At 69.9% G+C, this 12,417-nt stretch carries 10 protein-coding genes; 2 read left to right on the top strand and 8 right to left on the bottom strand.

All coding sequences use genetic code 11. From position 1 onward, the window contains the following. Nucleotides 1-19: 19 nt before the first annotated feature. The gene (locus JWS13_RS09300) at nucleotides 20-1,768 is read left to right on the top strand and encodes an NTP transferase domain-containing protein (protein WP_206005368.1); all 1,749 of its coding nucleotides are present in this window, start codon (nucleotides 20-22) and stop codon (nucleotides 1,766-1,768) included. 9 nt (nucleotides 1,769-1,777) lie between these two features. Here JWS13_RS09300 and JWS13_RS09305 read toward each other — a convergent pair whose 3' ends face one another. The 6 genes from JWS13_RS09305 to JWS13_RS09330 all read right to left on the bottom strand — a co-directional run bounded on the left by JWS13_RS09305 (nucleotide 1,778) and on the right by JWS13_RS09330 (nucleotide 9,473). Further along, the gene (locus tag JWS13_RS09305; RefSeq protein WP_206005369.1) at nucleotides 1,778-2,482 is read right to left on the bottom strand and encodes a sirohydrochlorin chelatase; all 705 of its coding nucleotides are present in this window, start codon (nucleotides 2,480-2,482) and stop codon (nucleotides 1,778-1,780) included. Continuing rightward, nucleotides 2,479-3,636: a uroporphyrinogen-III synthase gene (locus tag JWS13_RS09310; protein ID WP_206005370.1), complete on the bottom strand. Its 1,158-nt coding sequence runs from the start codon at nucleotides 3,634-3,636 to the stop codon at nucleotides 2,479-2,481. Before JWS13_RS09310 ends, JWS13_RS09305 begins: the two co-directional genes overlap by 4 nt. Then, the gene (gene nirD, locus JWS13_RS09315; protein WP_043825757.1) at nucleotides 3,633-4,034 is read right to left on the bottom strand and encodes a nitrite reductase small subunit NirD; all 402 of its coding nucleotides are present in this window, start codon (nucleotides 4,032-4,034) and stop codon (nucleotides 3,633-3,635) included. Before nirD ends, JWS13_RS09310 begins: the two co-directional genes overlap by 4 nt. 81 nt (nucleotides 4,035-4,115) lie before the next feature. Beyond that, nucleotides 4,116-6,626 (bottom strand): nitrite reductase large subunit NirB, encoded by a 2,511-nt coding sequence (gene nirB, locus JWS13_RS09320; RefSeq protein WP_206005371.1) that lies wholly within the window; start codon nucleotides 6,624-6,626, stop codon nucleotides 4,116-4,118. 52 nt (nucleotides 6,627-6,678) lie between these two features. Beyond that, the gene (locus tag JWS13_RS09325; protein WP_206005372.1) at nucleotides 6,679-8,091 is read right to left on the bottom strand and encodes an MFS transporter; all 1,413 of its coding nucleotides are present in this window, start codon (nucleotides 8,089-8,091) and stop codon (nucleotides 6,679-6,681) included. A gap of 131 nt (nucleotides 8,092-8,222) precedes the next feature. Then, on the bottom strand, nucleotides 8,223-9,473 hold the full coding sequence (locus JWS13_RS09330; protein ID WP_206005373.1) for a CynX/NimT family MFS transporter: 1,251 nt from the start codon (nucleotides 9,471-9,473) through the stop codon (nucleotides 8,223-8,225). Between the two features lie 11 nt (nucleotides 9,474-9,484). Between JWS13_RS09330 and JWS13_RS09335 the strand changes: the two genes are divergently transcribed. Further along, the gene (locus tag JWS13_RS09335) at nucleotides 9,485-10,153 is read left to right on the top strand and encodes a FadR/GntR family transcriptional regulator (RefSeq protein WP_206005374.1); all 669 of its coding nucleotides are present in this window, start codon (nucleotides 9,485-9,487) and stop codon (nucleotides 10,151-10,153) included. Here the strand turns inward: JWS13_RS09335 and JWS13_RS09340 are convergent. Beyond that, a complete protein-coding gene (locus JWS13_RS09340; RefSeq protein WP_072937656.1) occupies nucleotides 10,150-11,004 on the bottom strand; it encodes a TIGR02569 family protein in 855 nt (284 codons plus the stop codon). The two genes, JWS13_RS09335 and JWS13_RS09340, sit on opposite strands and share 4 nt — an antisense overlap. 98 nt (nucleotides 11,005-11,102) lie before the next feature. Next, complete coding sequence (moeZ, locus tag JWS13_RS09345; RefSeq protein ID WP_015890122.1) at nucleotides 11,103-12,287, bottom strand: adenylyltransferase/sulfurtransferase MoeZ; 1,185 nt, start codon at nucleotides 12,285-12,287, stop codon at nucleotides 11,103-11,105. Between the last annotated feature and the right edge of the window lie 130 nt (nucleotides 12,288-12,417).

Raw genomic sequence — 12,417 nt, forward strand, 5'->3', positions numbered from 1 at the left:
TGTGCGGCAGCATGAGGGAATGAACTCTGCCGCGCCCGTTCACGCGATCGTCCTCGCCGGTGGACGAGCCACTCGAATGGGCGGCGTCGACAAGCCGGCCGTGGTGGTCGGCGGACGCCGGATGCTCGACACCGCTCTCGACGCGGTCGACGACTGTGAGCGCATCGTCGTCGTGGGACCTCGCCGCGCCGACCTCGATTCGACGGTGCTCCAGACGCAGGAGACGCCGCCGGGCGCGGGCCCGGTCGCGGGGGTGGCCGCAGGGCTGGCCGTACTCGACGCCGACCCGGGCGACCGGGTGATCCTGCTCGCGTCGGACCTGCCGTTCGCGGAACCGGCGATGGCGGAGGCCCTCGCCGCCGCCGTGCAGGACGCCGACACGGTGTTCGCGGTCGACGAGTCGGGCCGCCTGCAGTTCCTGTTGTCCGCGTGGCGCGTCGGCGCGCTCACCGACCGGCTCCGCGCGCTCGGCTCGGCCGTGAACCAGCCGATGAAGGCCCTCGTCCCGGAATCGTTCGACACGGTGCTCTTCCGCGGCGTCACCGACTGCGACACACCGGAGGACGTCGAGCGGGCCCGCAGCACGGCCGCGGCGGTGCCCGTCACTGTCGCCGAGGCCCGGACCGCAATCCTGGCCGCGGTCCCCCCACTGCCACCGCGCGCCGCGGCGCTCGGCACGTCGCTCGGCGCCACGCTGGCCGAGCCGCTGCTCGCCGCCGAAGCCCTGCCGCGTATCGCGGTGTCCGCCATGGACGGGTACGCCGTCGCGGGCGACGGTCCGTGGGTGCTGCGCGACGCCATCCGGTACGCCGGCAGCGACGAGGAACTGGAACTGACGGAAGGTGAGGCGGCGCGGATCGCGACCGGCGCGCATCTGCCCACCGGCGCCTCCACCGTTGTGCGGGACGAATTCGCCGTGACGACAGACACTTCCGAGGGGCCACGACTGTCCCGCCGGGAGGACGCCCCGGTGCGCGACGACGCGCGGCGTCGCGGCGAGGACTGGCACGAGGGGTACCGGCTCGCGGCGGAGGGAACGGCCGTCACACCCGCGCTCGTCTCCGCGGCCGCAAGCGCCGAGGTAACCACCGCCGGGGTCCGCGGACCGGTCCGCGCGCACGTCGTGGTGACGGGAGACGAGATCCGGCGCGACGGCCCGCTGCGGCGCGGGCAGACCCGAGATGCCCTGGGGCCCGTTCTCCCCCAATTTCTCTCGTGGTGCGGAATCCACACGGTCGCCGACACGCACTTGCGGGACACGTCCGACAGCTTCGACGAGTTGTTCCGGGAAGTCCGCCGGCCCGACCTGATCGTGATCGTCGGGGCCACCGGCGGCGGCGCGGCCGACCAGCTGCGTGCGGCGCTCGACCGCGCGGACGCCCGGATCGTCGTGGGGAGGGTGCGGTGCCGCCCGGGCGGTTCCCAGGTGACCGCCCTGCTGCCCGACGGCCGGGTGGTGCTCGGGCTGCCCGGCAACCCGTACGCCGCGGTCGTGACACTGCTGACCACGGTTCCGTCCATCGTGGCCGCGCTCACCGGTCGCACCCCGGCACCGATTGAGCTGGGGCGCATCGCGAATGCGTCCGAGGTCAGTGGTGACGCCACCCGCATCCTGCCCGCCGTCCCGCAACCGGACGGCACGTGGCGCGTCGACCCCGGAATCCGGACCGCGCATCTCGCGGGCCTGATCGACCGCGAGGCGCTGGCGCTGGTCCCGGCGGGGGCCGTCGACGGCGATCTCGCCGAGCTGGTGCCGCTACCGCGCTGAGCGGACGGTTCAGCGCTGGTACGACAGTGCGCGCACCGCGGCCGGGATTCCGCTGCGGTAGCGGTCCGCGACGAGATCGACGATCGCCGGATCGACGCCGAGCGGCTCGGCCACCCCGTCCGCACCGGCATCGGCGAGGCGGGCGTGGAACAGTCCGTGGGCCAGGAGATACGACGCGATGAACACCCGCTGCTCGCCGTCGGCCCGCAATCCGGCGACCACGTCGGGGACGCGCGGCTGCGCGGTCGCCACGTAGCCGATCCGGACCCTCGACGCGACGAGTTCCGACAGCATCGCCGCGGCGCGCCGGACGTCGCGGAGCGCCCGGGGGTCGGACGAGCCGGCCGCGGCGAGCACGACCGCGTCGCCGGGCCGCCAGCCCGCGTCGACGAGACGCCGCAGCAGGACGTCCGCGAGAACGGGGTCCGGTCCCAGAGCCCGGGTCACGGCGACGGAGGGATGGCCGCTGTCGGCGACCTCCCGCGGAACGTCGGTGTGGACGTGGTAGCCCGACGCGAGGAACGCCGGCACCACGACGGCGGGCCCGGTGATGTCGCGGAGCACCTCGGCGGGTGAAGGCCCGAGAACGTCCACGAAAGACACTCGGGTGGGTCCGACCTGCTCGGCGACAGCGTCGGCGAGCGCGGCGATCATCTCCACGCCCCGGGGACTCCGCGTTCCGTGTGCCACCAGTACCAGTGCTGTCTCGTTCATTGCTGTCCCTCCTCACGTGAATCGGCGCAGTCGACGGGATCGAGCGCGAGGCGGTATCCCCGCTTGACCACCGTCTGGACTGCCTTGGGTGCGCCCAGGGACGCGCGCAGTCTGGCCACTGCCGTCTCCACCGCGTGGGTGTCGCCGCCACCACCGGGCAGTGCGGCGAGCAGTTCGTCCCGGGGGACGACCCGGCCGGGCCGGGCGCCGAGCGTGCGCATCAGCGACATCGCGGCGGGCGGCAGCTGACGCACCTCGCCGTCGACGACGACGCATCCGCCGCGGATGCTCAGCTCGTGTCCGGCGGTGTGAATCTTGTTCGCCCGCCGCGGCAGCTCGTCGGCGATGTGCCGGGCGAGCGCACCGAGCCGCGAGCGTGCCGGCATCGTCGTCGGAACCTCGAGTTCGCGGAGCGGTCCGGCGGTGACCGGTCCGACGCAGGCGGCGAGCACCCGGTGCCGGAACGAGTGCAGCACCATCTCGATCATTCCGGTCTCCTTGGCGCGGGTCAGCAGCGAGGCCACCGCCGGTGCGCTGGTGAAGCTGACCGCGTCGAGACCGCCGGAGGCGATCAGTTCGATCATCCGGTCCATCGGGGCCTGGTCCTCGAGCGGCGTCCACCGGTAGACGGGGACGGCGATCACGTCGGCGCCCGCACAGCGGAGCACCTCACAGAAGTCCGCAACCGGCTCCCATTCCGTGGTGGCGCCGTGCAACTGGACCGCGATGCGCTTGCCTTCAACACCCTCGCCGAGGAGGTGATCGAGTACTTCGGCCGACGACTCCGACGCGGGTGACCACTCTTCCCGCAGGTCCGCCGCCCGGATCGCCCCCTTTGCCTTGGGTCCGCGGGCCAACAGCCGGCTGGAGGCCAACGCCCGGCCCAGCTCCTCCGCTTCACCCCAGCCGTCCGCGGCCTCCATCCAGCCGCGGAAACCGATCCCGGTGGTCGCGACGACGATCTCCGGCGGGTTGTCGATGATCTGGCGCGTGACGCGCTCGAGTTCCGTGTCGTCGGCCAACGGGATGATGCGGATGGCCGGAGCGTGCACCACGGTGGCACCCCGCCGCGTCAGCAGCGTGGCGAACTCTTCCGCACGCCGGGACGCCGTGATCCCGATCGTGAACCCGCACAGCGGCGTCGCGTCGTTCACGCGTGCGTGCTGTGGACCTGGACGACGCCGGCCCACACCCGCACGTCGTACACGGGCAGCCGCACCGACTCGTCGTCGAGGCAGCGACCGTCGACCAGCGAGAACACCTGCTTGAGCAGCGGCGACGCCACGGTGGGCTCCCCGGCCCGGTCTCCCACGAGGCCGCGGGACATCACGGCGGCGCGCCCGAACGGGTCGATGTTGCCGACGGCGTGCAGGGATCCGTCCTCGAGAAGGAACAGTGCCACCTGCTCTCCGCCCCGCAGCAGCACCGCCACCCCGAGACCGGGGATCAGCTGGCTGAGCGGACACGCGGACGTCCATTCGAGACGGCCTGACTTGACGCTTTCGAACCTGGTTCCACTGGCACTGTGGACGTTCATGTCGACGACGGTCATCACAGTCCTCCTTCGGGCTGGTGTGTATCCGTGCTTGGATACATAGTTCGTGGTGGGTGTTTCCGCAGCGTTAAGCGGGGATTACTCCGATGTAGAAGCTGCGAATTTCGGCATTCCCATCAGCACCGGGACCTTCCGGACACCCGTGTCGTCGAACGCGACGGTCGGATCGGCCTCGTCGGGTGCGTTGACGAACGACACGAACCGCGACAGCTTCTCCGGGTCCTCGAGCACACCCGCCCATTCGTCCTTGTAACCGAGAACGTGCTTGGCCATGGCCGCCTCGAGCTCGGCGGCGATGCCCAGGCTGTCCTCGCACACCACGGCCTTGAGGTGGTCGAGTCCGCCGTCCAGCGAGTCGACCCACGGCGCGGTGCGCTGGAGCCGGTCGGCGGTGCGGATGTAGAACATCAGGTACCGGTCGATGTAGCGGATCAGGGTCTCGTCGTCGAGCCCGCCCGCGAGCAGCTGGGCGTGCTTCGGGGACTGGCCGCCGTTACCGCCGACGTACAGGTTCCAGCCGTTCTCGGTGGCGATGACGCCGACGTCCTTGCCGCGTGCCTCGGCGCATTCGCGGGCACAGCCCGACACACCGAACTTGATCTTGTGCGGGGACCGCAGACCGCGGTACCGGTTCTCCAGGTCGACCGCCATACCCACGGAGTCCTGCACGCCGTACCGGCACCAGGTGGATCCGACGCAGCTCTTCACGGTGCGCAGCGACTTGCCGTACGCCTGGCCCGACTCCATGCCGGCGTCGACGAGACGCTTCCAGATCGCGGGCAGCTGCTCGACGCGGGCGCCGAACAGGTCGATGCGCTGACCGCCGGTGACCTTCGTGTAGAGGCCGAAGTCGCGGGCCACCTCACCGATGACGATGAGCTGTTCGGGCGTGCATTCGCCGCCGGGCATCCGCGGCACCACCGAGTAGGTGCCGTTCTTCTGGATGTTGGCCAGGAAGTGGTCGTTGGTGTCCTGCAGTCCCGCCTGGTTGCGGTGCAGGATGTGGTCCGAGTCGGTGGACGCCAGGATCGACGCGACGACGGGCTTGCAGATGTCGCAGCCCGAGCCCGTTCCGTACTTCGAGATCAGCGCGGAGAACGTGCGCGTGTCGGTGGCCTGCACGATCTCGAACAGCTCGGCGCGGGACTGCTCGAAGTGCTCGCACAGCGCCTTCGACATCACCACTCCGGACGACGCGAGCAGCTGCTTGATGGTCGGCAGGCAGCCACCGCACGTGGTTCCGGCGTTGGTGCAACTCTTGACCTGCGCGATGTCGCAGGCGCCGTCGGCGATGGCCCCGCAGATCGAGCCCTTGGTGACGCCGTTGCAGGAGCACACCTCGGCGTCGTCGGGCAGGGATCCGGCGCCGGGCTTCTCCCCCGCGGGCGAGATGAGCGAGGCCGGATCGCCGGGCAGTTCGCGGCCGACGAGGGGTCGCAGCGACGCGTACGCGGAGGCGTCGCCGACGAGGATGCCGCCGAGCAGCGTCTTCGCGTCGTCGGACACGACGAGCTTGGCGTAGGTGCCCTTGGCGGCGTCGCTGAGAACCACCTCCAGCGCGCCGGGGGTCTGAGCGTGGGCGTCGCCGAAGCTGGCGACGTCCACACCCATCAGCTTGAGCTTGGTCGACAGGTCGGCGCCCGGGAACTCCGCCGCCCCGCCCAGCAACCGGTCCGCGACGATCTCCGCGGTGGTGTAGCCGGGAGCGACGAGGCCGTAGCACCGGCCCTCCACCGCGGCGCACTCGCCGACCGCGTAGATGTTCTCGTCCGACGTGCGGCAACCGAGATCGGTGATGATCCCGCCCCGCTCGCCGACCTCGAGTCCCGCGTCGCGGGCCAGCTGGTCCTGCGGCCGCACACCCGCGGAGAACACCAGCAGCGCAGCCTCGATCACCGAGCCGTCGGACAGTTCGACGCTGATCCCGTCCGGGCCCTCGGTGATTCCCGCGGTGCCGACGCCCGTGTGGACGGTGAGGCCCAGGTCGGTCACGAGGTTGGCGAGCAGCGCGCCGCCGCCCTCGTCGACCTGCAGCGGCATCAGCCGGGGGGCGAACTCGACCACGTGCGGGGTCATGCCCATCAACTTGAGGGCGTTCGCGGCCTCGAGTCCGAGCAGGCCGCCGCCGACCACGACACCGACGGCGCCGGGACCGGCCGCGTCGGCACGCTTCCGGATGCCGTCGAGGTCGGCGAGCGTGCGGTAGACGAAGCACTCCGGCCGGTCGTGGCCGGGGATCGGCGGCACGAACGGATACGAACCGGTGGCCATGACGAGGGCGTCGTACCCGACGACCTCACCCGAATCGGTGGTGACCTTGCGGGACTCCCGGTCGATGGTCGCGGCCCTGCGGCCGATCCGGAGGTCGACGAGGGCGTCGTCCGGGTAGTCGTTACCCGCGAGCGCAAGCTCCTTGGGATCCCACGCCCCCACGTAGGAAGACAGTCCCACTCGGTCGTACGCGGGGAGGGGCTCCTCGCAGAGCACCGTCACCGACCAGTCGTCCGACTCGTCGCGTGCCCGCAACGCCTCGACGAATCGATGTCCGACCATTCCGTGTCCGATGACCACTGCTGACTTGCGGCTCATGCCGTCGCTCCTTCTAGCTGAATTACTCGAGTTCGTGCGGTACTGCGGGAGGTCACGCCGAGACGGACACCTTTTCGTCGTCGCCGTCGGTGACGGGGAGACCACGGGTGACGGACGGGCGGCGCAGGAAGACGAACCAGGTGACGAGGATGCAGGCGAGGTAGAAGGCGAGGAACACCCAGAACGCCATGGTCGCCGACTTCGCGGTGCCGCCGTAGGACGCGCGGAGCACCAGGTTGATTCCGACGCCGCCGAGGCCGCCGATGGCGCCGGCGAATCCGATGAGGGCCCCGGACATCGCCCGCGACCACGCCGCCTTGGCCTCTCGGCTGACGCCTTCGAGCCCCTGCGCCTTGGCCTCGAAGATCGACGGGATCATCTTGTAGACCGAGCCGTTCCCGATGCCGGCCAGCAGGATCAGGGTGATGAAGCCGAACACGAACGCCACCAGTACTCCTGCGGTGGCCGCGCCGGGCGTGCCGTCGTCGACGGTGCCCGCGGTCACCAGCACTGCGGCGGCGAGCGCCATGGCGACGAACGTGTACAGCGTGATCTTGCCGCCGCCGATGCGGTCGGCGAGCTTGCCGCCCATCGGGCGGGCGATGGAGCCGAGCAGCGGTCCGATGAAGGCGATCTGCGCGGCGTGCAGTGCGGCCGCGGCGGGCGTGGCGCCACCGGCGAGGAAGTTGATCTGCAGCACCTGGCCGAACGCGAAGCTGAATCCGATGAACGATCCGAACGTGCCGATGTAGAGGAAGGCGATCACCCACGAGTCGGAGAACTTCAGCGCCTTGGCCATCGCCCGGAGATCGGACTTCTGGTTGCCGAGGTTGTCCATGAACAGGGCCGCTCCGACCGCGGCGACGGCGATGAAGACCAGGTAGACGGCGCACACGATCCAGGGGTCCGTGTTGCCCACGGTGGCGATCACGAGCAGACCGACGACCTGGATCACCGGGACACCGATGTTGCCGCCGCCCGCGTTGAGACCGAGTGCCCAGCCCTTGAGCCGCTGCGGGTAGAACGCGTTGATGTTCGTCATCGACGAGGCGAAGTTGCCGCCGCCGACGCCGGCGAGTGCCGCGACGAGGATGAACGTCGTGTACGACGCCCCCGGGTTCATCATCAGGTAGAGGGTGAACAGCGTCGGGACGAACAGGACGAGGGCGCTGAAGACGGTCCAGTTGCGGCCACCGAAGCGGGCCGTCGCGACCGTGTACGGGATCCGCAGGATCGAGCCGACGAGAGTGGGGACGGCGACGAGGAAGAACTTGCCCGCCGCGTCGATCCCGAAGACGTCGGTCGGCATGAACAGCACCATGACGGACCAGATCGACCAGACGGAGAAGCCGACGTGCTCAGCGACTACCGACCAGATCAGGTTCCGCTTGGCGATGTCCTTGCCGCCCGCCTCCCAGGCGTCGACGTCTTCCGCGTCCCAGTGCTCGATGTAGTGCTTCTTCACCCGGGCCTCCTCGTTGTGTGGGAGACCCAAAGGTAGAAAACCGGTGTTGCGGCGGTGCTGCGGTCGGTGACCGCAACGTCAACTGATCCTCACTTTTCAACTGGGGCGATGTGAGGTTTCCTGCATGTTTCCTAGACGTGTCGAAGAGCGTCCACAGGCTCGGATTCGACGTGCCAGCTGTCCTCGAGCATCCGCGGCTTGCACGCCTGGAACGCCGCTATGAGCAGGATCACCACGCCGACCGTCAGGAATCCGAACGATACGGTCCATCCGCCGGAGGCGTCGTGGAACACCCCGAACAGCAGCGGTCCCAGGCACGCGACGGCGTAGCCCACACCCTGGGTGAAACCGGACAGCGTCGCCGAGCCGAGGTGGCTGCGCGTGCGGAGATTGATGAGCGTCAGAGACATGGGGAACGTGCTCGGTCCGAGACCGAGCAGCACGATCCACAGGATCGGCGCGCTCATCGGGGCGAACAGCAGTCCGCTGAAGGCGACCAGGTAGCAGACCGCGCATCCGATCACGATCGGGAACGGGTTGCGCATGCGGGCGCACAGCGTGGGGGCGCCGAACGCGGCGACGAGACCCATGAACGAGAACAGTCCCACCATGGCGCCGCCGAACGCCTCGCTCGCCCCGGCGTCGGAGAGGATGTCGGGAATCCAGGTGAACATCGAGTACGTGATCATCGACGTCATTCCGAACATGCCGGCCATCCCCCAGCCGACGGGCGACCGCCAGGCCTTCCCGTGCGGGCGTTCGGCCTGCACACCCGCCGGCGGTTCCGCCGCGACGACCACGGTGCGACGTCGTTCCCGGGAGAGCAGGAGGATCCACGGCAGCGCCGCGGCGAAACCGAGGAGCGCCCAGACTCCGATCGAGAAGCGCCAGCCGAACGCCTCGGCGAGCGGGACGGCCACGAAGGCCGGTGCGATGGTGCCGATCTGCACCCCGACGATGTACACCGAACTCATCACGGCCAGCCGGTCGGAGAAGTACCGCTTGACCAGCGGCGGAATCACCACGTTGCCGATTCCCATGCCGGCCAGCGCGAGCGCCGACAGCGCCAGCAACGACCAGGTGTCGCTCATCAGCGCCCTCGTGAGCATGCCGACTCCGGCCATCACCATCGCCACCAGCGCGGTCCGCTCCAGACCCCACCGCTTGGCGATGAGCGGCGTTCCCAGGCCGAACAGCGCGAACATCGCCGTCGGCACCATCCCGAACACTCCCACCACGGTGGGCGAGAATCCGATGTCCTCCCGGATCTGCGAGGCCAGCGGGGTGAACGAGGTCACCGCAAGTCTCAGTACGAGAGCCGACATGGCGATCGCGCAGAAGACAAGGAGGCGGCCGCGTAGAAGAGTCACGAGAGAAATCATAGGATGACAGGATGACCTTTGGAAAACCCGTGCGTCGCTCGAGTCTCATCTCACAGGTGACCGAGCAGTTGCGCGACGAGATCTGCAGTGGACGGTGGGCGGTGGGCGCGAAGATCCCCACCGAGCCGGCGCTGTCCGAACTCACCGGAACGGGACGCAACACCGTCCGTGAGGCAGTGCAGGCCCTCGTCCACACCGGGCTGCTGGAACGGCGGCAGGGATCGGGCACGTACGTCGTCGCGACCTCCGACGTCGGCGGCACGCTCGGCAAGTACTTCGCAGGCGCGCACGAGCGCGACGTCACGGAACTGCGGCAGGCACTGGACGTCACCGCCGCCGCCCTCGCCGCCCGGCGACGCACCCCGGGCGACATCACCCGACTGCAGAGCCTGCTCGACGAGCGGTTCCGATGCTGGGCCGAGTCCGACACCGAGGCCGCCGTCGAGGCCGACGTCACCCTGCACCGTGCGATCGTCGAGGCGAGTCACAACGCCGTGTACCTCGAGTTCTACGACTCGCTGCTGCCGTCGATCGCCCAGACCGTCGACCGGCACGTGCACGCGACGGGGGCGGGATTCCACGACGAGCACCGGCACCTGATCCAGGCGATCGTCGACGGCGACGAGTCCGCGGCGACCACTGCCGCCCGCGACCTGTTCGCCGAGCTGCTCACCACCTAGAGCAGGAGACGCACCACGTCGGCGGTGCGGGCGAGTCCGGGGAACGCCTCCGCGGTCGACCGCGGGTGCAGCACGTGGACGGCGAGCCGGAACAGCACCGCCCGCAGCAGCATCTGCGGCCACTCGGGCAGGTCTTCCCACCGCCCGATGAGGGCCTCGTCGGCCCCGCCCCAGGAGATGGCGTCCACCACCGCCACCGCCGCCGCCCAGGACGCCGGACGCCAGTACGGCGTGATGTCGGTGATCCCCGGCGCCAGCGCACCGGCGAACAGAACGGTGCCGAACAGGTCGCCGTGGACGAGCTGATCCGGGCACGTGACGGGCTTGCGCAGCGTCGCCAGCCCGGTGATCAGCTCGAGACTCTTGCGGCCGTCCGGGGACGGGGTCTCGAGCTGTTCGGCGCCCTTCGCACTGCGCAGCGGGATCTTCTCCCACGCCGCCCGGTCCGCCGCCACGAACACGTCGACCTCCGCCCACGGCGCGACCGGGGGCTGCACCAGGAACCGGGGACGGTCGAGTTGCGAGGTGGCGGCGTGCAACCGCCCCGACATCGACACGACCTCGTCGTGACGCGGTTCGGGTGTGCCCTCGATGAACGTGTCGGCGCGCCACCCGGACACCACGTACCTGCCGTCGGTGGACCGCACGGGACGAGCGAGCCGCACCCCTTCCACCTCGAGCGTCTCGCGGACCTTGGCGGACCACGCGGCGCGCGCGTGGTCGGCGACGGCTGACAGGACTACGTCTCCACAGAGCCACCCGCCGTCCCAGTCCGCACCGAGTGGGATGGGCTCGACTTCCCGGAGGCCGAACGTGGAGCACACGTGCTGAGGGGGTTGGCCGGTGCTCACGTACTCAACGCTACCGCCGGGTGGGCCGGTGACAGCGCAAGGCGCGCTGGCCCGGCGACGTCAATCACGCCACGACCGGGCCGGCCGACGGGCAGGGGTCAGTAGACGGGCAGGCTCGTGTCCACCTGCTTCGCCCACGCGATCACGCCGCCCTGCAGATGGGTCGCGTCGGAGAACCCGGCCTTCTTCAGCGCGGCCAGCGCCTCCGCCGACCGGACGCCGGTCTTGCAGTGCAGCACGATCGGCTTGTTCTGCGGGAGCTCCGACAGCGCCTCCCCCGACAGGATGCGGTCCTTGGGGATCAGCACCGCACCGGGGAGGTGCACGATGTCCCATTCGACGGGCTCGCGCACGTCGATCAGTTCGATCTCCTTGCCGGAGTCGAGGAGGTCGCGCAGCTCCGTGGCCGTGATCGTCGAACCGGCCGCCGCGGCCTGCCCCTCGTCGGACACCACCCCGCAGAACGCGTCGTAGTCGATCAGTTCGGTGACGGGAGTCCGCGCCGGATCCCGGCGCAACGCGATGGTGCGGTACGTCATGTCGAGCGCGTCGTAGACCATCAGCCGTCCGAGCAGCGATTCGCCGATGCCGGTGATCAGCTTGACCGCCTCGGTGGCCATGATCGAGCCGATCGACGCGCACAGCACACCGAGCACGCCGCCCTCGGCGCACGACGGCACCATCCCCGGCGGGGGCGCCTCCGGGTACAGATCGCGGTAGTTGAGTCCGCGGCCGTTCGGCGCGTCCTCCCAGAACACGGACGCCTGGCCTTCGAAGCGGTAGATCGAGCCCCACACGTACGGCTTGTGCGCGAGGACGGCAGCGTCGTTGACTAGGTACCGGGTGGCGAAGTTGTCGGTGCCGTCGAGGATCAGGTCGTACTGCTCGAACAGTTCGACGGCGTTGTCGGGCTCGAGCCGGAACTCGTGCAACCGGACGTCGACGTTGTCGTTGATCTCGCGGATCGAGTCGCGCGCACTCTCCCCCTTGGGGCGGCCCACGTCGGAGCGGCCGTGGATCACCTGGCGTTGCAGATTCGACATGTCGACCTCGTCGAACTCGACGATGCCGAGCGTCCCGACCCCGGCGGCGGCGAGGTACAGCAGCGCCGGTGAGCCGAGGCCGCCCGCGCCGATGACGAGGACCTTCGCGTTCTTCAGGCGCTTCTGGCCGGCCATGCCGACGTCGGGAATGATCAGGTGCCTGCTGTACCGCGCCACCTCGTCGCGGGAAAGTTCGGCGTCCGGTTCCACCAGCGGCGGCAGCGCCTCGGTGGTCTTCACAGAACGGTCAAGCGACACGGCCCACTCCTGACGATTGCGCGACGGCTTCCGATGTGTCGGACAGCATTGACTTCAACGCCCCGACAAGGTCCATTCTTCCCCTCCCGCCCGCAGTCGCGCGGGACCGGTC

This window comes from Rhodococcus pseudokoreensis (genome assembly GCF_017068395.1).
Classification (GTDB): Bacteria; Actinomycetota; Actinomycetes; order Mycobacteriales; family Mycobacteriaceae; genus Rhodococcus_F; species Rhodococcus_F pseudokoreensis.